The organism is Lysinibacillus phoenicis (genome assembly GCF_047238325.1).
GTDB classification, from domain to species: domain Bacteria; phylum Bacillota; class Bacilli; order Bacillales_A; family Planococcaceae; genus Lysinibacillus; species Lysinibacillus irui.
Window position 1 is genome coordinate 3717493 of sequence record NZ_JBDFMP010000002.1, and the last position, 23418, is coordinate 3740910.

Annotated in this window: 18 protein-coding genes and 1 pseudogene; 15 read left to right on the forward strand and 4 right to left on the reverse strand. The window is 36.4% G+C overall.

The features are described from left to right. Window positions 1-277 precede the first annotated feature (277 nt). The 8 genes from ABC382_RS20075 (at window position 278) to ABC382_RS20110 (ending at window position 9159) form a co-directional block, all read left to right on the forward strand. The gene (locus ABC382_RS20075; RefSeq protein WP_412927059.1) at window positions 278-805 is read left to right on the forward strand and encodes a hypothetical protein; all 528 of its coding nucleotides are present in this window, start codon (window positions 278-280) and stop codon (window positions 803-805) included. A 23-nt stretch (window positions 806-828) separates the two neighbouring features. Beyond that, entirely contained in the window at window positions 829-1938 is a 1110-nt protein-coding gene (locus tag ABC382_RS20080) for a DGQHR domain-containing protein (RefSeq protein ID WP_412927060.1), read from the forward strand. Window positions 1939-2013: 75 nt separating this feature from the next. Next, complete coding sequence (locus ABC382_RS20085; RefSeq protein WP_412927061.1) at window positions 2014-3336, forward strand: MBL fold metallo-hydrolase; 1323 nt, start codon at window positions 2014-2016, stop codon at window positions 3334-3336. Between the two features lie 1166 nt (window positions 3337-4502). Then, window positions 4503-5051, forward strand: coding sequence for a helix-turn-helix domain-containing protein (locus ABC382_RS20090; RefSeq protein ID WP_205445365.1), 549 nt, complete (start codon window positions 4503-4505; stop codon window positions 5049-5051). Window positions 5052-5190: 139 nt separating this feature from the next. Then, complete coding sequence (locus tag ABC382_RS20095; RefSeq protein WP_322611077.1) at window positions 5191-6447, forward strand: hydroxymethylglutaryl-CoA reductase, degradative; 1257 nt, start codon at window positions 5191-5193, stop codon at window positions 6445-6447. A gap of 3 nt (window positions 6448-6450) precedes the next feature. After that, on the forward strand, window positions 6451-6891 hold the full coding sequence (locus tag ABC382_RS20100; protein WP_274794332.1) for a hypothetical protein: 441 nt from the start codon (window positions 6451-6453) through the stop codon (window positions 6889-6891). Next, window positions 6888-8243 (forward strand): tripartite tricarboxylate transporter permease, encoded by a 1356-nt coding sequence (locus tag ABC382_RS20105; protein WP_322611076.1) that lies wholly within the window; start codon window positions 6888-6890, stop codon window positions 8241-8243. The genes ABC382_RS20100 and ABC382_RS20105 overlap by 4 nt, the downstream gene beginning before the upstream one ends. A gap of 19 nt (window positions 8244-8262) precedes the next feature. After that, complete coding sequence (locus ABC382_RS20110; protein ID WP_322611075.1) at window positions 8263-9159, forward strand: hydroxymethylglutaryl-CoA lyase; 897 nt, start codon at window positions 8263-8265, stop codon at window positions 9157-9159. A gap of 227 nt (window positions 9160-9386) precedes the next feature. Here the strand turns inward: ABC382_RS20110 and ABC382_RS20115 are convergent, their stop codons facing one another. After that, window positions 9387-10118, reverse strand: coding sequence for a response regulator transcription factor (locus tag ABC382_RS20115; protein WP_274794330.1), 732 nt, complete (start codon window positions 10116-10118; stop codon window positions 9387-9389). Window positions 10119-10248: 130 nt separating this feature from the next. Between ABC382_RS20115 and ABC382_RS20120 the strand changes: the two are divergent. The 3 genes and pseudogenes from ABC382_RS20120 (at window position 10249) to ABC382_RS20130 (ending at window position 15539) form a co-directional block, all read left to right on the forward strand. Continuing rightward, window positions 10249-11708 (forward strand): annotated as a pseudogene (locus ABC382_RS20120) (amidase). A 116-nt stretch (window positions 11709-11824) separates the two neighbouring features. Continuing rightward, window positions 11825-13090, forward strand: coding sequence for an MFS transporter (locus ABC382_RS20125; RefSeq protein ID WP_274794328.1), 1266 nt, complete (start codon window positions 11825-11827; stop codon window positions 13088-13090). A gap of 211 nt (window positions 13091-13301) precedes the next feature. Further along, window positions 13302-15539, forward strand: coding sequence for a 5'-nucleotidase C-terminal domain-containing protein (locus ABC382_RS20130; RefSeq protein ID WP_322611073.1), 2238 nt, complete (start codon window positions 13302-13304; stop codon window positions 15537-15539). A gap of 120 nt (window positions 15540-15659) precedes the next feature. Here ABC382_RS20130 and ABC382_RS20135 read toward each other — a convergent pair whose 3' ends face one another. Together ABC382_RS20135 and ABC382_RS20140 are read right to left on the reverse strand one after the other, a co-directional pair. Continuing rightward, entirely contained in the window at window positions 15660-16100 is a 441-nt protein-coding gene (locus ABC382_RS20135) for a cell wall hydrolase (RefSeq protein WP_274794326.1), read from the reverse strand. Between the two features lie 141 nt (window positions 16101-16241). After that, the gene (locus ABC382_RS20140; protein ID WP_322611072.1) at window positions 16242-16796 is read right to left on the reverse strand and encodes an ECF transporter S component; all 555 of its coding nucleotides are present in this window, start codon (window positions 16794-16796) and stop codon (window positions 16242-16244) included. Window positions 16797-16974: 178 nt separating this feature from the next. On the opposite strand from ABC382_RS20140, the gene ABC382_RS20145 reads away from it, so the two are divergent. The 4 genes from ABC382_RS20145 to ald all read left to right on the forward strand — a co-directional run bounded on the left by ABC382_RS20145 (window position 16975) and on the right by ald (window position 21119). Further along, window positions 16975-17823 carry a pyridoxamine kinase gene (locus ABC382_RS20145; RefSeq protein ID WP_322605874.1) on the forward strand — a complete coding sequence of 283 codons (849 nt, stop codon included), beginning with the start codon at window positions 16975-16977 and terminating at the stop codon, window positions 17821-17823. A 94-nt stretch (window positions 17824-17917) separates the two neighbouring features. After that, window positions 17918-18526 (forward strand): TetR/AcrR family transcriptional regulator, encoded by a 609-nt coding sequence (locus ABC382_RS20150; RefSeq protein ID WP_322605875.1) that lies wholly within the window; start codon window positions 17918-17920, stop codon window positions 18524-18526. A 156-nt stretch (window positions 18527-18682) separates the two neighbouring features. Continuing rightward, a complete protein-coding gene (gene kynU / locus ABC382_RS20155) occupies window positions 18683-19969 on the forward strand; it encodes a kynureninase (RefSeq protein WP_322611190.1) in 1287 nt (428 codons plus the stop codon). 19 nt (window positions 19970-19988) lie between these two features. Next, entirely contained in the window at window positions 19989-21119 is a 1131-nt protein-coding gene (gene ald, locus ABC382_RS20160; RefSeq protein ID WP_274794323.1) for an alanine dehydrogenase, read from the forward strand. A 164-nt stretch (window positions 21120-21283) separates the two neighbouring features. Here the strand turns inward: ald and ABC382_RS20165 are convergent, their stop codons facing one another. After that, window positions 21284-22714, reverse strand: coding sequence for an amino acid permease (locus ABC382_RS20165; protein WP_274794322.1), 1431 nt, complete (start codon window positions 22712-22714; stop codon window positions 21284-21286). Window positions 22715-23418: the final 704 nt, after the last annotated feature.

A 23418-nucleotide genomic window follows, 5' to 3' on the forward strand; every position in this document is an offset into this window, starting at 1 on the left:
AAGATCAGCGTCCAAAATTATAAAAAGTTGAAAATATGCAATTTATTATTCATTCTTTGCATATTTTCAGCTTTTTTACATTCAAAAAACATACCGCCATAAACGTCATCTTTTGAATGCCGAATACAGCAAGGACAGTTAGAATTTTAAACTATTGTTTTTGTACTTATTTAATAGTTATAGAACCTAAAAATATAACTATATTTGTAAGTAAATAATGAATTATTATGGAAGATAGTTTTATATTTTGCTATAAATATTTAAAGGAGGTGAAATTTTGAAAGTAATACATAAAGCGGTGAAGATATTTATTGAATGGTGTAAGGATTATAAATCTGATTTTAAGAAAATCATCTTTAGTTTTTTAATGGGCTATTCTTCTGTAATAGTTGTAATATTAATTTTGAAATTAAACAACCAGCAATTGTTTGGAACTGAATTAGGCAGGGATATTATTTTTTCAATATTAGGTTGTAGTAGTAGTATGCTAGCAGTTGCTTCTGTAACAATTGAAAAAAATAATACTTCTTTAAAGACTGTGCCAATGTTATTTAATATACTTGCCATTTTACCGATATTTGGATTTATGAGTTATTTTTTGATTGACAGTTCTGTCGAGATTAATACAAAACTTTTATTCACTATTGCTATTTTAGGTGTAATTTTATCATTTCATTATTTGGTAATCTCCACAAACGAAGAGAGAACTAAAAGAAAAAAATATGAAAACGATTCTAAGAAACTTAGGAACGAAAGTGAAAAAGAAACTACGGGTACTGTAGCAGGGAAAGAAATTGAAGTTTAATAAATAAGAAATGAGGTGAAAGGATGAAAACTTTAGAAATCAAAGTGGAAAAAGTTACACAACCTATTGGAGAGTTTTACATTGCTCAGATTGATAGTGAAATATTATATTCAATGGCAAAAGCAGATATTATGAGGATTTCTAATAAAGCAGATACTATTTATGAGGGGATTCAGAGAGAATTAGACCTTAGGAAAGTGGATAAAATTAAAAAATATCTACAATCAAATGACGCAACTTTTCCTAACTCAATTATTTTAAATTTAAATAAAGAATCTTTACTTGAATTAAAAGAATCTACTTTGAAAATAAAAGTTGATAAAGAGTCCTTTTCAATAATAGATGGTCAACATAGACTTGCTGGTTTAAAGGGGTATAATGGTAAGTTTAGTCTTAGTTGTTCAATATTTATTGGTTTAGATAAAAGTGAGCAATCAAGAATATTTGTTACGATAAATTCTGAACAAACAAAAGTGAATCCATCTGTTTCAGTATACCAAGAATACGAGGATTCGATATTAACTCCAAGAAAGTTTGCTGCAGAAATAGCAGTTGCATTTGCTACAGATAAAAAATCAAAATGGTACAATCAAATAAAACTTAGAGGTTTTAAAGATGAATTCTCAGAGGAAGGAATAATTAGTCTTAGTGCATTTTATAAACCAATATTAGATTTAATTTATGATGATGATCTCTATTTTGAAGTTAGAAACTTATTATGTGAAGATGTTAATAACCCTTCAATTTTTAAAAACTACTTAGAGTATTATACAAAATTTAGTGGTTCAGAAAAATACATATTATGGGATGTTTATGTTGAGTACAAAAAAGAATTACTTTATAAAATTTTAAATAATTATTTTGATTCTCTCTCAGAAGTACTATATAAAGATTGGGAATCTGGAGATAAGAGTATTATCAAGAAAACTACAGGATATAACGCATTGATGCTATTATTTAAAGATTTATTTGTTATTGGTTTTGAAAATGGAACACTGTCAAAAGATTTTTTTGATAATTATTTGTCTAAACTAAAAATACTTAATGGAAAAATTAATGCAAGTAATTTTGAATCTAGTGGTCAACAATCAGCAAAAAACTTGTATTTAAATTTTAAGGAGCTTATTTTCTAAAAATAGACTAATATTAAAGCTCTAATGCATTAAAAGAATTAGGATTTATATCATAGATTTTGAATGGAGAATTGAATGATAAAAATTAATCACTTATCGAGGTTCCATAAGGTAGGGCAAGGGCTATTTTATTCTGCAACTATAAAAAATATAGATTCAGATGAAAATATTAAATATATTATTGATTGTGGAACTTCAAAGGGTGCAACTGAATTAAAGATGGAAATTGAAGAGTACTTGATTAATCTCAATAAAGATAGTTGTTTAGATATTCTTATAATTTCACATTTCCATCAGGACCATATATCAGGATTAAAGCAGCTTCTTGAAGGGTTTGTTCAAAAGAATATAAGGATAAAAAATTTTTTTATTCCATATTATACAAAAATGCAAAGGAATTATTTATATATATATTGGAGTAAGAAGTTAAGTAAATCTGAAGGCTGGATATTGGACTTTATATTAAATCCAGTAGGCTTTCTAGATAATTTTAATATAGTTAATAATCTCATTTTTATACATCCGAGTGATTTAAATAATACGGAAATCAATAACAACGCTGTTCTTCCTCTATCAGATGATGATAGTGTAAAGATTGTTGGAACAAACGTTTTAGGTATTGAAAGCGAAAATGTAAGTCATATGCTTACTTTATATCATTTGACCGATGTAAAAGTTACTATATTAGCATTAATTGAATTTGATTTCTGGGTAAAAAAATGTAATCCAGATCTATTAGAAGAGTTTACATCAAATATGGATAGAATTATTAGTAGCGGTTCTTCATTACAAACAATTGCTTCAAAAATTTCTAAAGATAAAAGAGTCTATGCTGCTTATAAAAAGTTACATGAGGACTTTAATGATACCTCACTTTGCGTTTTAATTTCTAATGTATCTGAAATTATAAAAGCCAGATGTTATTTCTTAGGAGACAATTATTTAGGAAACTCTCAAAATTTAAGTCTAAATTGGCCAAGCTATAATTCTTCAGTGAGTTTTAGAGGTGTAAAATTACCACTATTTAGAGAAAAACTAACGAATAGGGCTTATTTATGCGTTAGGTATGCATATTTCGGTTATCTTTTTACAGGGGATATTAATCTCTCTGCTAATAAAAATGGTACAAAAAGTGATACATACATAGATTTTGTGAATCATTATCAAGATAAACTTAAAAGGGTTCAATTTTTAACAGTACCTCATCATGGCTCAAGACATAATTGGGATAATAGATTATTATCTGATTGTAACTATCCTATCTCAGTTATTTCCTCTGCTCAGACTGGTAAATATGGACATCCTGATTATATAGTAGTAAGAGATATAGAATCATATGGTTGGGCTTGGTCAAATGAAGATGTCTCGATTGATATTTTACAAAGAATGGTCTTTTAAGAGTGGCATTTAAAAAGTTGTAAATATTTTTTCTTTTTGAAACGTAGTCAAAAACGTAGTCAAAAAATTCATTTGCCCCCGCAACCTTTGATATAACTACATTCTGAGACGGTTGGTTCGACTCCCGCCGTCTCCATACATAAAGGTGAGCAATATTGTATCAGTAAATAAGGATAAGGATATCATCATCTGAAAAAAATATGTGCTTTCAACAGGTATTTTAAATACATTGGCTATGAATTATTTACTAAGTTTTTACTAAAATTAAGGTTAAGCGGTACGCTAATATAGTAAAAAGGTTTACATCAGCAAAATAAGGTATATTATATATATTTGTTGAATAAGATTTCTTTAAAGGTAAGAAAAGTAGGTGAACCAAAGTGGGGAAATATCAATTAGATACTAAAGGTAAGGTGGCTGTGGCCAAGTATCATGAAAAACACAAGCCAGCCAAATTTGATTAAAAGCAGCAACTTGAGAAAATACGAGCGGAGTATTTGAAAAAGAAGCAAGAACAAACAGATCAATAATTTGAATGAAAACATAGGAAGACTAAAATCTCCCTATGTTTTTCTTTAACATAAAATTGCGGTAGATTTTATTATTCTCCTAAATGGCAGATTCGATGACAGAAAACTTATTATCAGATATCCATTGCTCTTAACATTTCTTGTACCGTACCACCCTAGAATTTTTATTTGTTCATACTCCGTGCATTTGTTGTCATAGGGAAGAGACTCTTTTTTGAAAAACAAATGAAATCGTTGAAAATTTGAGAGAGTTTATCCAGCTCATTTTCATTTTTGTTTCGAACGCTTTTATGACAAAGACGAAAATGTCATCGATTCTATCAAGAACTTTTGAATTAGTGGTCTTTCTTCAGTTCAACTTAAGCTGATTTTGGGCTCTCAAAGTATTTATTATGGAGCATAATGCAACAATTCCGAAAAGTAAGATTCGCTGAATTCAGCCTAAGAAGATGTGAATGTCATCACTATAATGGTAGAAGGGTGTGCTAAAAGTCGAGAAACTTTCAGCACACCCTTTTGAATTTAATTGAACAGAAGAAAATGAAGGAGTGTTATACTCCCGTATTTTTCTATCCATCATTTAAAAATATAGTATAGTTATTGTAAAAACCTAAATGATCGAGGGGACTGGAATAGATGAACTTACTAGAAGTTGGAGTAAAAATAAAGCAGATGCGGAAGAAAAATAAAATGTCTCAGGATGATTTAGCTTCGCAGATTAATTTAACGAAAAGTCATATTTCAAAAATAGAAAATGGAAAAGCGACACCGAGTCTGGTGACATTGTCCAAAATTGCGGAAATATTTGATGTACCAATGGCTTGGTTTGTTATCCAGGATCAATTTGATGGCATTTCGATTGTTTCGAAAAAAGAACGCAATGAGACTGTAGAAACGAATGAACTTGGCTATCAATATGAGCTGTTAGCGAATAAGAGTTATATGAGCAATATCAATCCTTCTATTGTTACTGTACATAATGGGGCGGAAAATTTAGCTCCTTATACACACGATAATGATGAATTTATTTATGTCATTTCGGGTAGTATCGTCTTGAAATACGATCATAAATTTTACAATTTAGAAGAAGGGGACTCTGCGTATTTTTCTGGGAAAAAGGAGCATATCTTTATTAACAATTCTGCTGAAAACTCAAAGGTATTAACAATTTATGTTGAGGATTAAATCTTTCCTTTAAACGTAAATATTATCGAAAATACAAATTTCTTGTTTACAATACTATTCAGACAATTTACAATTGGTGTAATGTTATTCAACTAAGTTGAATTATATTACACTTTTTTTTATTTTTGGGGGTATGGGGATGACTTCACGTATTAAGGGATTTTATTTACTTTCAGTAGAAGAGCGAATTAAGTTAATCGCTGAAAAATCAAATTTAACCAACGAGGAAGTTGAAGCTTTAAAAAGTGGAATTTCATTAGAGCTTGCTGATGCGATGGTTGAAAATGTTATTGGACATATTTCAGTGCCTCTAGGGGTAGCGGCCAACTTTAAGGTGAATGGCAAGGAGGTATTTATTCCGATGGCTACGGAAGAGCCATCAGTAATTGCTGCGGCTAGTAATGCGGCCCGTGCAGCATATGAGTTAGGTGGTATTTTTACTTCCAGCTCGGGAACAGTTATGCGAGGACAGATTCAGGTATTAAATATTGAGGACCCTCATGCAGCAAGGGCGAAAATTTTTGAACATAAAAATGAGATCATCGAGCATTGTAATGAAAAGGATCCAACGTTAGTCAAGTTAGGCGGTGGAGTGAAGGATATAGAAGTGCACTTAATCGACACAGCAAAAGAAACAATGCTTGTTGTGCATTTAATCGTAGATACGAAGGATGCAATGGGGGCAAACGCTGTTAATACGATGGCGGAATCTGTGTCACCATTAATCGAACGTATTACAAATGGACGAGTTGTGCTCCGGATTATTTCAAATTTAGCAGATAAACGTATTGTTCGTGCGCGTGGTGAATTCTCGACAGAAATGCTCGGGGGGATAGAGATTGCGAAAAATATTGTAAGTGCTTACGAATTTGCAGATGCTGACCCGTATCGGGCTGCCACACATAATAAAGGGGTTATGAATGGTATTACAGCTGCGGTATTAGCATCGGGTAACGATACACGTGCTGTTGAGGCTGGTGCTCATGCCTATGCTGCTCGTTCTGGTAGATATCGTTCTTTAACAACGTGGGAGCTGAATAAAGCAGGCAATCTTGTTGGGACGTTGGAATTGCCATTAGCAGTTGGTATTGTGGGAGGGGCTACGAAGACTCATCCTGTTGCAAAAGCAGCGCTAAAAATTATGGATGTGCAATCTGCAGAGGAGCTAGCTAGCTACATTGCCGCAGTAGGATTAGTTGAAAATCTAGCAAGCTTACGCGCACTTTCAGCAGAGGGTATTCAATCTGGCCATATGCGTCTGCATGCGAAAAACTTGGCTGTAATGGCTGGGGCAACAGGCGATATTATTGATCGTGTTGTGCAGCAGGCTGTAGAAGAGAAGGATTTCCGTTATGATCGTGTTTTAGAGATTACAAACTCTCTGCGAGGTGAATAATACATGGCGAATACTCCATACAATGAGCAAAAAAAGGTAGAGGAAAAGAAGTTTATTGAAATTTTAGGAGACACGGTTTCTGGTAATCAATTAATTATTTCAATTATTTTAAGCGTTGCTGCAAGCTTTTTAGGCTATCAGTTTGGCCAGTGGGTTTTTCCGAAGTTTGCAGACCCTCAAATGATTAACTCTTATTCACTGTTAACAGGAATCACGGGAATTCTGATTGTTGTTGCTATTAATACGATTCTTTTTAAACCAAAGCGTATTTTAGTAGAAGATGAAGCATCTAGTCATTCTTTAAAGGAAGCATTTGAGGACTTACAAATTGATATAGACGAGGAAATACGTTTAATCGAGGAAGATCCAGTGACAAAAAAAGAGCTTGAGGATTTTGGTATTCTTTCTAGCTTACAAGGCTTGAAAGGAGCGGATAAAAAATGAGTATTTATTTAATAGCTCTTTTATTTGCACTTCTTGGTGCAGCTATCTTTACTATAATTGGACTTATTTCGGGTACAGATGAAACAGCAATTATGGTACCAATTACATTGTTAGTTATTTTGCTAGGAGCGCCTCCTGAAGGGGTATTCGCCTTTTTCATGGCGGGGGTGTTAGCAAAGCACTTAACACATGCTGTACCAACTGCGTTATTAGGTATTCCTGGTGATACAACAGCTGTACCGTTAATCGACCATGCCAATACATTACGCCGTTTAGGGATGCCACACGTCGCACTACGTAAAATGATTTCCGGCGGCGTCATCGGTGCATTTATCGCCCTACCAACCGCTGTATTGTTAGGTCAGTTTTTAGGTCAATTTGCCGACTTTTTTAAATCTTCATCAGGCATTATTTTTACACTTGCCGCTATTTTAATCGCATTCTTTTCAAAGGGAAAATGGGCAAGTATTTTAATTATTATTCCATTTGCATTTTTCATAAAAGCTTTAGATAGCGTTAGCTTTGCGATGCTTGATAAACATTTAAGTATTACATTCTTTTTAGGAATTGCGATTGGACCGATGTTTTGTAATATTTTAATGGCGGCTTCTTCTATTGCTAAAAATGATCTAGCTCGCAGTAAGCCAAATCAATATAATCTTGCTCCCGAAACGAAGTCTTGGAAAGGCTATTTCCCGAATCCATTTAAAATTTTATCGAAAAGGCAGACCATTTTTACGAGCATTACAACGTTTCTTTCCTCCCTTACATTTGTTTTTAGTCCTGTAGGGATGACGTCATTGATGGGAGAAATTGTAGGCTCTCGTACAAAAGGTGCCTATAAAAAATCAACAACGAGTCTTACTGTCATGAATGGTGTAACGGAATCGACTTATATTGCTGAAGCGATTATTCCATTAATTGCATTCGGTATTCCGTTAAGCCCAGTAGCACTTGGACCAGCATCACCATTGTTTAATGCACCACCAATTTTTACAGTAGATCCAGTAAACAACTTACACACATTAATGTCTTCTTGGGACTTTTTTATTTTTGGGTTAATTGGTATAAGTGTAGCTGCTTTAATTGCCTATCCATTTGCGATGAATTATGCACGTAAAGCGTCTGTATTAGTATTAAAATATATCAGCCAGGAAGCAATTGTAGCGATGTTCATAGGTTTAGCGTTCTTGCTTGCTTATAACGAGGCACAATTATTAGGAGTAGTTTTAACGTTTACAGTCGCAACTGTTGGTGGTTTATTAAATCGTATTTTAGGTGTAGGGGCCGGTGTACAATTCATGGTATTCTACGCATCAAGCTGGATTATGCTACAGCTGTTCGGCATTTAATTAAAGGAAGTGTATCTTGATGAACTTACCAAAAGCAGTGGAGATTAGAGAAGTAGGTCCGCGTGACGGCTTACAAAATGAGAAAATTTTTATTCCAACTGATTTGAAAGTGCAATGGATTAACTTAATAAGTGAAACAGGTGTCCGCCATATTGAAGTATCCTCTTTTGTTAGTCCCAAGTGGATACCGGCTTTAGCCGATCATCATGAAGTATTCGAGCAAATCACACGTCATGAAAACATAACGTATACAGCTCTTGTGCCTAATTTGAAAGGGATAGAAGGAGCCATCCAACAAAAGGTTGATGAAATTGCTTTATTTATTTCTGCTTCTGAGGAGCATAATCAAAGTAATGTAAACGCTTCAATCAACCAATCTTTGCAAAACTTAATAGCTGTAGCCGAAGTAGCAAATCGTGAAGGTATATCGTTAAGAGGTTATATTTCAACTGTATTTGGCAGTCCGTTTGGTGATGAAGTAAAGCTTCAAACAGTGAAGGAAATCATTGATGCCTATCTAGCAATGGGCGTTTCTGAAATTTCAATCGGCGATACAATTGGGGTAGCGGATCCTGTACAAGTAAAGGCTATTTTATCAGAGTTACTCACTCAATACGATAGTGATTTGTTTGCCCTTCATTTTCATGATACGTATGGCCGTGCTTTAGCAAATATATTTGCAGCACTTGAGCTGGGCATTACAAAATACGACAGTGCTATTGGAGGTTTAGGAGGGTGCCCCTATGCTCCTGGTGCAAGCGGCAATGTGGCAACGAATGATTTAGTGAATTTCCTGCATCGTTTAGGCGTGCAAACGAATATTGATGAAGGAAAATTGTTTACCGCCACACGATTTTTACAGCAGGCAATAAATAGACAGCTTGATAGTAAAGTTTATAAAGTGGAAAGTAATTAAGAAATAGGATATGGGGTGGGACCTTCTCCCCTATAGATAGAGTCAAAATCAGAACTGCACACCAATTGTTAGATATACTCTACTAATTGGTGATGCAGTTTTTTCTACGGAGGAAAAGTTGGAAGCTGTTAAATCAATCGTTCGTTAGGGTAATAAAATCCAATATGAAGGCGTAGAAGCATATTTGAACCAATTTACACTACCTTTGAATTCTATGAAGGAACCTATTAAACATGGTCAATATACTTCAAACACTTGGCAAGCAGCTGGGTACGATTGGTTACTTGAAACTTTCTATAGAGGTTTTGAAGGTGTTTTTTGATGGTATTTTCGCTGACGAATAATTGTTGGGCGATTTCTCCGTTTTTTAAGCCTTTGAAAACAAAATTTAACACGTCACGTTCTCGTTCTGTCATTTCAAATAGGATAGAGGGCTGTGAATAGTGATGTAGGGAGTACATGTTTTCGATATTTCTTTTCAAATATACTAGCTTTAACATATCTTTTTCATTAAATAGCTTCTCGCCCAATTTTCTTAAAAAGCCGATAACTGCTACGGGTTTATTGTCTACCTTTAAATACATAGCCATTTCATCTTCATAGCGATTTTCTTTTAAAAAGACTTCTTTATAGTGTGTTTGTTTTTGTGGGCACATAATTTCATTCTTGGTCATTAGGTGAATGGAATGCTGTGAATTTATATTTTGAGGGTGTAATGGATCAAGGTGTTTATAGCTTTGTAAGTAATCATTAATCGTATGACCTTCTATATTAAAAAGCACTGGGGCACTTAATTCGTTATTTGATAGTTCCCAAAAAAGCATATGGTGATAGTCGAGATGCTGACTTAACGTTTGCAACAGTTCTCTTTTAAAGCCTTCATTACTTTGTTTAACATTCATATTTGAAATATGATAGCTAGCTTTAAGAATGTTTTCTACATCATTTTCGTAAAACATGAAAACACCTCGTTTCTCTCTTATGCTTTTATATTCTACTTTGAGGAGAATTATCCTTTCGGGTAATGTTAAATACTTAGAATATTCAGTACATTATAGTTGTAAGATTACTACTATACGAGGTGATGATATGAATTTACAAGAGTATGCATCATATGATGGCTTGGGGTTAGCCGAACTAGTTAAATCAAAGAAAGTAACACCACAGGAGCTAAAACAGCTAGCGTTAGAAGGGATAAAGAAAGTAAACCCATCCATTAATGCGGTAGTTAGTGTGTTAGAAGAGCAGGCTGATAAAGCCATTGAGAAGGTTGATGAAAACGCTCCGTTTGCAGGTGTTCCGTTTTTAATTAAAGAGCTTGTGTTACATGCAGAGGGTGTCCCGCATAGTATGGGGAGTCGTATAGGGGAAAATACAGTTATGCCTGTTGATAGTGAATTAATGGCGCGCTTAGAAAGGCTGGTTTGATTTTAGCAGGTACTACGACTACACCTGAGTTTGGCTATAATGCAGCTACTGAAGCAGTTATTTATGGTGCAACGCGTAATCCGTGGAATTTACAGCATAGTCCAGGTGGTTCAAGTGGTGGGTCGGCAGCAGCTGTTGCGAGTGGTATTGTACCAATTGCCCATGCGAATGATGGTGGTGGTTCTATTCGTATTCCCGCTTCCTGTAGTGGGTTAGTTGGATTAAAGCCTACACGAGGAAGAGTTCCAGCTGGTCCATTCAATAGCGAGCCTTTAAATGGTATTGCAATCGAGTTCGCTGTGACTCGTACAATTCGCGATACAGCAGTGCTACTGGATCAAGTAGCGGGTCCTGATTTAGGAAGCTACTCCAAATTAGAAGTAACACATGCACCATATGGACAGCTAATCCATGAAAAAGTACGCCCTTTAAAAATTGCATGGACAACTGAAACAAATTCTGGAGCATTTGTAGATCCTGAATGCATAGAGGCTGTTCATAAAACAGTTCAAGTGTTAAAGGACCTAGGACACGAAGTAGTTGAGGCTCGTCCGAAATATGAGCAAGCGTCATTTACAAAGGCGACGGTTGCTATTTGGACAGCGAATATTTATCAAATGATTCAAGGTGCAGCAGCGGGGACGGGTAAAGCAGTTTCTCCAGACCATATTGAAGCAGCCATTTGGAAATGCTATGAATATGGTGGACAGTTAAAGGCGGCTGATTTATTAGAAGCTATTCATACTAATGCAGTTGTTTCGCGTCAGGTTGCGGGCTTCTTTGAAGACTACGACATCTTATTGAGTCCAACAATCGGTACATTGCCTGCGAAAATTGGTGAATTAAATGCCAATAATCCTAGCATTTCAGCTGTTGAATGGACGGAGCAAATTTTCACGTATGCGCCATTTACAAACTTATTCAATGCTACAGGTCAGCCTTCCTTATCATTGCCATTAGCCGAAAGTAAATCAGGCCTACCAATTGGTCTACAATTTACAAGTAAATTTGCAGATGAACTGACGCTATTACAGCTAGGTAGACAATTAGAGGAAGCAATGCCTTGGAAAGATCGTAAACCGGCAGTACATGTCAGTGAACAGCCTCAGCCCGCCGTATAATATAGGGATAAACGCACCTAGTATCGATTAGGTGCGTTTTATTCTTGAAAAAGCTGGTCTTCCTTACAATCAAAATTACATATATATAAAATAAAAGCTAATAGGAGTAGTGATTATTGGACAAACAACATCATAGGTACAGGTGGATTGTGTTTGTTGCTGTATTGTTTACCTATTTGTTAATGGCAAGTCAACGAACTGCTCCAGGGTTAATTACAGACCAATTGATGAGGGATTTTAGTGTAACAGCCTCCACTATCGGGCTATTAACGAGTATCCAATTTTTTGTGTATACAAGTTTGCAGATTCCTATGGGGATTTTAGCAGATCGCTTTGGACCGAATTTTTTTCTCATCTTTGGTGCTACGCTTACAGGATTAGGGACAATTCTTTACAGCTTAGGTACACATGAGTTTGTGCTGTTTTTTTCTAGAATGTTAACAGGGGTAGGGGACGCGACCATATGGGTGAATATGGTGCTTATTTTGGCACAATGGTTTCATAAAAAGGAGTTTGTTCGCTTAATCGGCTTTGCAGGTATGACAGGGAGTCTAGGTTTTTTATTGGCGACAGTTCCTTTTGCTACATTGATTCTTTTATTTGGTTGGCGTATCACATTTTTTTCAACGGGCTTATTATTATTGTTATGTGGTGTGCTTCTTTATTTTGTACTTGTGAAAAACACCAAACGTCTCATTCCAGAGAAACCAGCAGTGATCACTGAGGAAGTAACTCGTGAAAAAACTTCTATTTTAATAAGAAGAATATTTTCAAGTAGGCAAGCATGGGCCTTATTTTTTTGTCATTTTGGAGTTGTTGGAGGCTATGTTGGTTTTATTAGTTCGTGGGCAGTACCGTACGGCATCGACATGTATGAGATGACACGTTCAGAGGCTAGTCAGCTAATAATGATTGGCCTAATCGGGGCGCTGCTAGGAGCTCCTTTAATGAGTGGGGTTGCCGGCTGGCTAGGAACAATTAAAAGACCCTATATCGCTATTCAAATGACCGTTTTATTGAGTTGGTTTTCCTTCCTTATAGTAAAAGGGCATCCGTCATTTTGGGGGCTCATCGTACTGTTCTTTATTATTGGCTTTGGCTATGGCGCCAGTGCCTTAACCTTTGCGGCTGTTCGTCAAACGTTCCCTATTACTGAATCTGGTATCGTTTCTGGGTTTGCTAATACAGGGGGCTTTCTAAGTGCAGCATTGCTTCCAATTATTTTTGGGTATATTTTAGATTATTTTCAAGCTGCCACAGGGAATGTAAGTGATGGATATTACTATGGCTTCGTTTCGCCAGTCCTATTCTCCGTGATCGGCTTGATGGGCGTGCTGTTATTAAAAGAAAAGCGAGAGAGAGCTCAGATTGACAATGGCTAGGATTCTATGAGATATAAGTCTGATTAGGGATATTGAACTTTTATTCAATATCCCTTTACTATAGCTTTTTTCCTCTTACTCGCGCTAAAATCTGTTAAAACTATGAAATTATATAACTTTTATGATAGATTTTACCTGGTTAGGCATCACCATACATGCTACACTGGGTAGGAATCTTAAAATTCAGAATTAAAAGGGAGAAAACTAGGAAATGAATCAATTGAAACAAGTTATATCTATACTAAGTATGGCAGTATTGATTCTGGCAACAGGAATGGTCGTTACGCCAACGCCTGTCAATGCACAAGAGGAAAATAAAGATATACATATTACACTCCTCGCTACGTCAGATATTCATGGCCGCACTATGCCTTGGGATTATGCGGTGGATGGACCAAATCTCACAGGAAGTTTAACGCAGTTATATACAATTATTAAAGATATTCGTCATGATAATCCGAATACCATCTTATTGGAAAATGGAGATTTAATACAGGATAATTCTGCAGAATTATTCAATGATCAGCCACAATCCCCAATGATGGTTGCAGTCAATGAAATGGGCTATGAAGCTTGGACATATGGTAATCATGAGTTCAACTTTGGTTTGGATGTCTTAGATAAAGTTTCTAGCCAATTTAATGGAGCAAGACTTGCTGGGAACGTTTATAAAGAAAATGGAGAACGTTATTTACCCGCTTATACAATTATTGAGCGTGAAGGTGTTAAGATCGGCGTTATTGGCATGGTAACACCGTTAATTACAGAGTATGAGAAGGGCACAAATCATTTAGATGGATTAGTGATCAAAAACCCAATAGAAGAAACTAAAAAGGCCGTTAAGGAATTAGAAGGTAAGGTAGATGTTATGATTGGCCTGATGCATATGGGGCTAGAAAATGAAAATGGTGTTCCTGGGACAGGCGTAAAGGAAATGGCTAATGCTATTCCAGAGCTTGCAGCTATTTTTGCAGGGCATAATCATGTTCTTATTAATAAAGAAGATGTGAACGGCGTTTTTATAACAGAGCCAAATAAATATGGAACACATATTTCACGTATTGATCTAACATTTACTCGCCAAGGCGAACAATTAGAGCTAAAGGAAAAAGATGCTTCGACTATTCCAGTAAAGAAAGAAGATGGAACATTCGTTCAATCTGATAAAGAACTAGAAGAAACGTTGAAGCCATACCATGAGTTTGCACGTGAAGATGCTAATATCGAAGTAGCACAGCTTAAAGGAACAAATCTTGTCCCTAAAAATGAAATTAAAGGCATACCAACTGTACACATTCAAGAAACACCTTTATCAGACTTTTTCCATGAGGTCATGCTACATTATAGTAAGGCAGATGTAGTAGCGCATCAAATTGATAATGATAAAGCTTCATTGGATGTAGGCCCTATTAAGAAAAAGGATATCGCCTATAATTATCAATTTGCTGGTGGAGAAGTATCTGTTTATGAAGTGACGGGCAAAGATTTAAAAGATTATATGGAATGGGCAGTTGGCTATTTTAATAGCACACGAGATGGAGATGTGACGATTAGTTTTGATAAAACTCGTCGTTCCTCTAAATATAGTACGAATGATTATTTCGGAAATGTAAAATATGACATCGATTTAACGGAGCAGCCAGGTAACAGAATCAAAAATCTACGCAAATTAGACGGTACGCCAATTAAGATGGAAGACAATTTAAAGCTTGGTATGAACTCTTATCGAATGGATTTTCTTGTATCAAAAGGTCAAGCACTTGAAGGGCGTAAGTTCAATATGATCTGGTCCTCTAAAGAAGAAAGTGCCTATGGAGAAACAGGAGGTACTATCCGTAATCTAGCCATTCGATATTTAAAAGAAGAGATGAACGGTGTGTATGAGCCAGTGATCCAAAATAATTGGAAAATCATTGGAGTTGATACGAAATCGCCAGCTCGTGCTGCTGTTGTTGAATTAATCAATAAAGACATTTTAGCTATCCCTACAACAGAAGATGGAAAATATACAAATATCGCATCTATTAATGTAAAAGATGTGATTACAAAAGAAGAAATAAAAGAGCTAGCAACAAAAGCAAATGTTGATGCAAGCCAATTTGCTGGGGTTAAAACGACAGGCGAATTTTATCAGAAGTTGGTAAAAGCAATGAATAATCCTAAGGCTGAACAGGGACAAGATAAGCCGGGAGAAAAGCCTGAGGATCCAAGTAAGCCAGCTCCAGACAAATCAAAGCCTGTTGTTACTAAACCAGAATCACCTAAAGGCATTGTTACGGCCTATCACTTAAATGTACGTTCAAAGCCATCGAACTCAGGAAAAGTAATTGGAACAATTTCAAAGAATACTGAAATTGCCATTTTAGGTGAAGTGCAAGGCTGGTATAAAATAGCTTATCAAGATAAAACGGGCTATGTTTATAGCAAATATGTAAAGATTAAAAAATAAGCAGTAGTAAAAGGCTGAAGGAACAACTATTCCTTCAGCTTTTTTTAATTCAGCACTTTGAAAAGCTTACAGGTACGGAATCGCGATGAAAATACTTTTTAACGTAGCTCAAGTAATCTCTTACCCCGTATAAACACTCTCACAAGTTCCTGGTGCGGGCTCGTAGAAACAATGGTTCTTAAATTGACCAGTAAACGGTTGGCCGTACCATGTTGGGGGACATGGCGCATATGGATTGAAGTACCAAAGTGCGTATTTTGCTGGATGATCTCGCCAGTAGTCTAGGTTCTGTTTCGCCAATCTTTTTTCGGATTCTCTTGCTCTTTGATAAAACATATTACCTTTTTGAACAGCTTCAAACGAAAAGTTTCCTCCTTGTACCTGGTAAATCACTTGCTCGATTGTTCTGACATCGTTAAAATCTAAACAAGTTGCTACTGCGCGATTTACAATGACATTGCCAACGTATAACATGCCTTGTTTTCCTTCACCCTCAGCCTCAGCTCTCATCATCCTAGCCATTAAAGCAACGTCTGCATCGCGATATTTTACTCTTGGCATTTTTACACCTCCACCTTATAGTATGAAAAAGAACTAGGCTAGTTTCACTTTATCTGTAAAATCATTTGTTTGGCATACTGACAAAATATAAAAACACGCTATCTAAGCTGTGGGCTAAACAGCAAGATGGCGTGTTTCAATTTAAAAATTCCTTTTGAAATAGGGTGTTTTTTTTAGCACTACACAAACAGGGATGGCAATAATTAAACCAACGATGTTTTGAATGACGTCTCCTGGAATGGATGCCAATGGTGCAACCCAGCTATTAAACATAATGGCTTGCCCAATATAGTACACAGCAATCATCACAGGCATTGATACTACTGCACCTAAAATGTTGAATCCAATATTGTCGCCTTTATGACCTTTTGACCAAGCAATTTTACCAACGATGAAGCCCTGTAATGCACGAGAAATAATAGTAGTAGGTGCCCAAATTAACCAGCCCCCTACAATATCGAATAAGCCCATTCCAATTGCTCCAGCAAGAGCTCCTTTTTTAGGCCCAAATAAAATGGCAGACATAAAAAGCATGGATGTTCCTAAGTGTATAAGCCCACCTTGACCAATTGGTAGCTTAAGATTGATAAACATTGTAGCCACGAAAACAAGTGCTGCTAAAATCGCTGTAATAACTAAATCAAATGTTTTGGTGCCTGATTTTGTATAGGATGATGGCCTTTGTATATTTTGCATTTGTCTCTTCCTCACTATGATGAATATTTTGATGATTTTTACTTTAACAAAGGACTGACTGTTGTGAAAGTGTCAATTTTATAAAAAAGTTAGGGGTCAGATTGAGGTTATTTTCGCATTCTTCTAAGTATGATACGATGAGATGAGTATAAGCAGGATTAGTAAGGTGGAATGTATGATGAAAAAAGTTGCTGTCATTCAGGATATGTCTTCCTTTGGGAAATGCTCATTAACGGCTGCGATGCCAGTGCTCTCTGTGATGGGTGTGCAAGCCGTGCCGCTACCAACAGCTATTTTAACGGCGCAAACTGGGTATTCGACCTTTTATTGTGAAGATTTAACGTCAAAGATGGATTTCTTCGTAGACGAATGGAGCAAGCTAGGGGCTACCTTTGACGGTATTCACACGGGCTTTGTCACAGGAAAGGAACAAATAGATAATATCTTTCGATTTTTAGATGTGTTTCACTCCGATAAGACGACATTGCTTGTTGATCCAGTAATGGGAGATCATGGCGAAGTCTATAAAATGTTTACAGGAGAATTACTTGATCGGATGAAAGAAATAGTGAAGTGTGCGGACATTATTACCCCTAATGTTACGGAATGCTGCTTGCTTACGGGCTTGCCATATGAAAAGCTACTGAGCTATCAAAATGATTTAGACTATATTCATGCCCTAGAAGAAGCAGGTCAACATCTACAGCAGGAAACTGGAGCCAATGTCATTATTACTGGCTTGAATCCACCAGTAGCAGATGCGGACAAGCGTTATGTTGGGAATATGTATGTCGATGCGAAGCGGTCTTTTCATAGTATTCGCAACTACAACGGTCAAAGCTATTCAGGCACAGGGGATCTATTCGCATCCATCATAATGGGTGGCATGATGCGTGGGCAAGATTTAGTGGAGTCCATGAAGCTAGCGGAGACATTTTTAGCCGCTGCCATTGAAGCAACATCGAAGGAGCAAGTTCCACCCGAGGCAGGCGTGCATTTTGAACAGTTTTTACGAATGCTCCTTTAGTGATTGTAGTCATTTGATCGTACATTAATGACATCGGAATAGTAGTGTATCTTTTGTATAATAAAGGCAAAGAGAAAGTGGAAGTTGGTGTATTATGAAGAATCGTAGTCAGATAAAGCAAGACCGTGCTCATGAAACACGCAAGACATTAATTGAGGCGGGGAAAAAGGTTTTTTTTGAACTGGGCTTTCAGAAAGCAACAATGAAGCAAATTATTAAAGAAGCTGGTGTAGGCCATGGCACAGCATACGTTTATTTTTCTAATAAGGATGCCCTGTTAATAGAAATAATAGATTCGCTTCTTGAAAAAATGTACAGTATTGCGAAGCTAAGTTTTGTTCCAAAATCAAAGGAAGAGGCGAGGGAGCAAATTACATATCAGGTAAAAGCGTTCAATAAACAAGGTATTGAAAATGAGAAATTGATGAGGCTAGTGCAAGAGGCGATTGGTGTGTCAGAGGAAATTCGTCACAAATGGTCTCTTGTCCAGCAACATTTTATTGATCATATTGAGAAGGATATTTTATATGTACAACATAATAATATTGCCTTACCTCATTTAAATGCTAAAGATGTAGCGCATATGTGGTATCACATAAATGAGAACTTCCTTTGGCGTTGCTTGCAAGATAAAAATGTTTCGATCGAGGAAAACGTAGAATTAATTGTACACTTTTATATTAAAGGCCTCTATACAGATTAACCTCCCTTGTTGGAGGTTTTTCTGTTTAATGTGATGAAAATTAGATTTTAAACTTAAAAATTCTTCTTTTAAAAATATTGACACTGTGTCACTTTTTGATAAGATGAGTATAAGATGGTTAATAGATTGCAATGCTACCATCATTTTAAAAGTGAGGTGTTTATAATGGAATTTAATCCTACAAGAGAATACGCAGCTTTTTTAGACAAAAATGATGATTTAAAAGAATTTAGAGAACAGTTTTATCTTCAACCAGGCACAATTTATTTTGATGGGAATTCATTAGGACTGTTATCAAAGAGAGCAGAGGCTAGCTTGTTGAAGCTTTTGGATTCTTGGAAGCAGCATGGCATTGATGGATGGACACAAGGGGAGCATCCTTGGTTCTTTTTATCAGAGCAGGTAGGTGCTCAGCTTTCAAAGATCGTAGGTGCGAAACCAGAGGAAGTCATTGCAACTGGCTCTACTACTGTTAACTTGCATCAAATGATTGCAACGTTTTATAAGCCAACAGGCAAGAAAACAAAAATTGTTATTGACGAATTAAACTTTCCAACAGATTTATATGCTGTACAAAGCCAGCTAGGTTTACACTACGAAAATATCGAGGAGCATATTCAATATATACGTAGTCAGGACGGGCACTATTATACGCATGAGGATATTGTTGCAGCAATGACAGAAGATGTAGCTTTGATTGTACTACCTGGCGTGTTATATAGAAGCGGTCAAATTCTAGATATGAAAGCGTTAACAAAAGATGCGCATCAACGTGGTATTTTAATAGGCTTTGATCTTTGCCACTCAGTTGGTTCTGTAGAGCATTCCCTTCATGATTGGGATGTAGACTTTGCCTTCTGGTGTAACTATAAACATCTAAATGGAGGACCTGGTGCAGTTGCTGGGTTGTTTGTACATGAGAAGCATTTTGGTACAAAGCCTGGATTGGCAGGCTGGTTCAGTTCCGATAAAGCGAAGCAATTTGATATGGAAACAAGCCTTATACAAGCCCAAAATGTAAGTGCCTACCAAATGGGGACACCACATTTATTAAGCCTAGCACCACTACTAGGTGCACTGGAACTTTTTAATGAAGCAGGAATTACACGCATTCGTGAGAAATCCATGCAGCTAACAGAGTATTTTATTCAACTATACAATTATTATTTAGGTGATTACGACTTTGCATTAAATTGCCCAGTGAACAATGACTTGCGCGGTGGTCATGTCTATCTTACACATTCAGATTCAGCTCGTATTTGTAAGGCATTGAAGGCGAAGGGAGTTGTTCCTGATTTTAGAGCACCAAATGGCATTCGTATTGCACCTGTGGCACTGTACAACTCATTTGAGGAAGTTTATGAAGTTGTGCAAATTTTAAAGACCATTATGGATGAAAAGTTGTATGAGCAATTCAAAAACGAACGTGAAATCGTAGCATAACAAAAAAGGTGGGAATTAGATGATTATTGGTGTACCTAAGGAAATAAAAGTAATGGAGAATCGTGTCGCGTTAACGCCTGCAAGTGCTAGTGTTTTAATTGCTGAGGGACATACAGTGCTAATTGAATCGAACGCAGGTCTTGGTTCAAATTTTACAGATAAGCAATATATGGAGTCCGGTGCAACAATTGTTCCAACAGCGAAGGATGCATGGGCTGCAGAAATGGTCATGAAAGTAAAAGAACCGATCGCTTCGGAATACGATTATTTTTACAAGGGGCAAATATTATTTACTTACTTACATCTAGCAGCCGATGAAGCATTAACGAAGGCGTTATTAGAAAAGGGAGTGGTGGCCATTGCCTATGAAACGGTCCAACTTGCAGATGGTAGCCTGCCGCTACTTGCTCCAATGTCAGAAGTTGCTGGACGAATGGCTGCGCAAATCGGTGCACATTATTTAGAAAAAACAAATGGCGGTAAAGGCATATTACTAAGTGGCGTGCCAGGTGTAGCAAAGGGCAATGTAACCATTATAGGTGGTGGAGTTGTAGGCTATAGTGCAGCAAAAATTGCTGTAGGGTTAGGTGCAAACGTAACCATTCTAGATGTTAATCCGGCACGCCTACGCCAGCTTGAAGAGATTTTCGGTGATAGTATTCAAACGTTAATATCGAATAGCTTTAATATTGCAGAACAACTCAAAACAGCTGACTTGGTTATTGGTGCAGTACTTATTCCTGGTGCTAAAGCGCCACGACTCGTCACGGAGGACATGGTTAAGGATATGCAGCCAGCCTCTGTTATCGTAGACGTAGCTATTGACCAAGGTGGAATTGTGGAAACAGCAGACCATGTGACAACACACGATCATCCAACATACGAAAAGCATGGTGTTGTGCATTATGCAGTAGGTAATATGCCAGGTGCGGTGCCAAAAACATCGTCCATGGCTTTAACAAATGTGACATTGCCGTATGCGCTACAAATTGCAGCAAATGGTTATAAGGAAGCACTATTACAAAACGAAGCATTACGAAAAGGCTTGAATGTTTATCAAGGTAAGATTACGATGAGTAAGGTTGCTGAAGCATTACAGCTACCATATGAAAGTGCAGAGGACCTTCTAAAAGGTCAGCTTGTATTATAGCACTCTAAAAGTGAAGGATTTAATAATATTAAACAGCCTGAGTTCGGTAGTTAGGGACTCAGGCTTTTAATGAGGAATAAATTCAGAAAAATACCTCCAAGATGGCAGCTTATCCCTATCTGTCTTGGAGGTATCTTATCTATGTCGACGGTAAAGCAACTGTGTTAAATGATATGTTCTTCCTCAAGCTCATTTTTAATGACGCGATTCCTCGCTTCATTTACTTTTTTCCAAACAAAATAACAGATGGAAATGAAGAGTAGCCATGGGAAACCAACAAGTAATGTTGCCTTAAAGTCAGGAGAAAACCATGTTGATAATACAACTGAAGCTAATAAAACGGCACCTAGGATTGTTAAATAAGGATAACCAATCATACGTACTGGCAGTTTTTCTCCATCTTTTGCCTTGTATTTTTTACGGAAAAATAAATGGGTGATAAAAATCATAAACCATGCAAACATTGCACCAAAGCTTGATATTGAAATCATAAGCGATAAAGCTGATTCTGGCTTAAAAATAGAGAATACTGTCGCAATGACAATACCGATAATAGATGCAAACAATGCCTTCGTGGGTACTTGTCTTTTGTTGAGCTCACCTAATTTCTTTGGCGCAAAGCCACCTCTTGAAAGTGAGAACATCATGCGAGTTGAAATGTAAAGCTGGCTATTCATAGCCGAAAGCGCCGCAATTAGGACAACAAAGTTCATGACGGATGCCGCACCAGGAATATTCAAAATCTCCATTACTTTAACGAATGGACTTTTGTCTGCACCAGCCATTCCCCAAGGAACAATCATGAGCATCAGGATAAGCGTGACAATATAGAATAAAATTAGACGTATTACTGCTGATTTTAATGCTATTGGGACAGCTTTCCTTGGATCCTCAGCCTCCCCAGCACTTACTGCAATCATTTCAATACTTAAGTAACTAAATAATGAGATAAAAATCCCCATCCACATACCCCAGAAGCCATGTGGGAAAAAGCCTCCATCATTAAAATAGTTTTGTATACCAATGTTGGAAGAGCTATCTGCTCCAAAAATAACAACCGTAGCTAAAATAATAAAGCCGACAATCGCGACGATTTTAACAACCGAGAACCAATATTCTACAGCACCGAATAATTTTACTGTGGTAGCGTTTACATAAAGCAGTATAGCAGCAAACAATATAATCCACACAGCATTTGGTACACTTGGGAACCAGTAGCGCATATAAAGTGCAACCGCTGTGACCTCTGTACCAATTGAGCAAATTAATGCAAACCAATAAGAATATCGAATAGCAAAGCCGGACCATGAATTTACATATTTTTCAGCATAAGCACCGAATGAACCAGTTGTAGGATGTGCAACCGTCATTTCAGCAAGACAACCCATTAATAATAGTGCGATCAAAGCTCCTACAGCGTAACTAAGAATAACACTTGGACCAGCGAGACCAATTGCTAAACTACTGCCAAGAAATAACCCAGTTCCAATCGCACCTCCTATGGCAATCATCGTGATTTGCTTCGTTTTTAACCCCTTATTTAAACCTTTCTCACGCTCCATAATGTCTTCCATACTGTGATTGTTTTTAACCATTCTTTCAGCCCCTTTGTGTAGATAATACCTTTCATAGATCAACTTCTTTCTGTCATTGCTATAAATCTTGTGAATATAAGCATATACTAATTTAAAAATGACACAGTGTCAATATTATGCGTCATGATTTGCTGAATAATGTCGTATTTTTCTGTTTAGTGTATGTATATTGGTTTGAGGGTTTTGATAAAAATGAAAGATATATCAATTATATTAAGGTGTTTAAATGTATAACTATCCTTTTCATTGAAAAAAGACATTCGTATCAATAATTGATATATTATCAATTTTCGAAGGAAATATAACATTGATAGATGAACTACATATAAAAAAGCCTTTGAGGAAAGTAACCTACAAAGACCTCCTTTCTTTTTATACAGCCATTTCTTGAATGATGGTAAAGTGATGCCTTTCATGAATAGCCAACAACTGAATCTCTTGAATAAGATTAATAGTGGGCAATTGCTTTATGTAGCTTTTCAGAATCAAATGGAGGTGATAAAAGTGATCACCAATGGAGCTTTTCCCTCATGTGTTACTCGCCATAGTTCTTCCTGTGATAGTAAATGAGTAGCTGGTAGGTAAGGTTCGTTGCTCCTGTAATGTTTAAAAATATTTGGCTATATTGTTAGATTCCATTCACCGCATTCCTACTTTATGGAATTTGTTAACAATGTACATTAAATGCTCTTCATTATGGTCGA

Bases quoted from the DNA above. Each gene is read 5' to 3' on its own strand.
- ABC382_RS20080 (WP_412927060.1), top strand. From the start codon at position 829: ATGAAAACTTTAGAAATCAAAGTGGAAAAAGTTACACAACCTATTGGA.
- ABC382_RS20085 (WP_412927061.1), top strand. From the start codon at position 2,014: ATGATAAAAATTAATCACTTATCGAGGTTCCATAAGGTAGGGCAAGGG.
- ABC382_RS20090 (WP_205445365.1), top strand. From the start codon at position 4,503: ATGAACTTACTAGAAGTTGGAGTAAAAATAAAGCAGATGCGGAAGAAA.
- ABC382_RS20095 (WP_322611077.1), top strand. From the start codon at position 5,191: ATGACTTCACGTATTAAGGGATTTTATTTACTTTCAGTAGAAGAGCGA.
- ABC382_RS20100 (WP_274794332.1), top strand. From the start codon at position 6,451: ATGGCGAATACTCCATACAATGAGCAAAAAAAGGTAGAGGAAAAGAAG.
- ABC382_RS20105 (WP_322611076.1), top strand. From the start codon at position 6,888: ATGAGTATTTATTTAATAGCTCTTTTATTTGCACTTCTTGGTGCAGCT.
- ABC382_RS20110 (WP_322611075.1), top strand. From the start codon at position 8,263: ATGAACTTACCAAAAGCAGTGGAGATTAGAGAAGTAGGTCCGCGTGAC.
- ABC382_RS20115 (WP_274794330.1), bottom strand. From the start codon at position 10,118: ATGTTTTACGAAAATGATGTAGAAAACATTCTTAAAGCTAGCTATCAT.
- ABC382_RS20130 (WP_322611073.1), top strand. From the start codon at position 13,302: ATGAATCAATTGAAACAAGTTATATCTATACTAAGTATGGCAGTATTG.
- ABC382_RS20135 (WP_274794326.1), bottom strand. From the start codon at position 16,100: ATGCCAAGAGTAAAATATCGCGATGCAGACGTTGCTTTAATGGCTAGG.
- ABC382_RS20140 (WP_322611072.1), bottom strand. From the start codon at position 16,796: ATGCAAAATATACAAAGGCCATCATCCTATACAAAATCAGGCACCAAA.
- ABC382_RS20145 (WP_322605874.1), top strand. From the start codon at position 16,975: ATGAAAAAAGTTGCTGTCATTCAGGATATGTCTTCCTTTGGGAAATGC.
- ABC382_RS20150 (WP_322605875.1), top strand. From the start codon at position 17,918: ATGAAGAATCGTAGTCAGATAAAGCAAGACCGTGCTCATGAAACACGC.
- ald (WP_274794323.1), top strand. From the start codon at position 19,989: ATGATTATTGGTGTACCTAAGGAAATAAAAGTAATGGAGAATCGTGTC.
- ABC382_RS20165 (WP_274794322.1), bottom strand. From the start codon at position 22,714: ATGGTTAAAAACAATCACAGTATGGAAGACATTATGGAGCGTGAGAAA.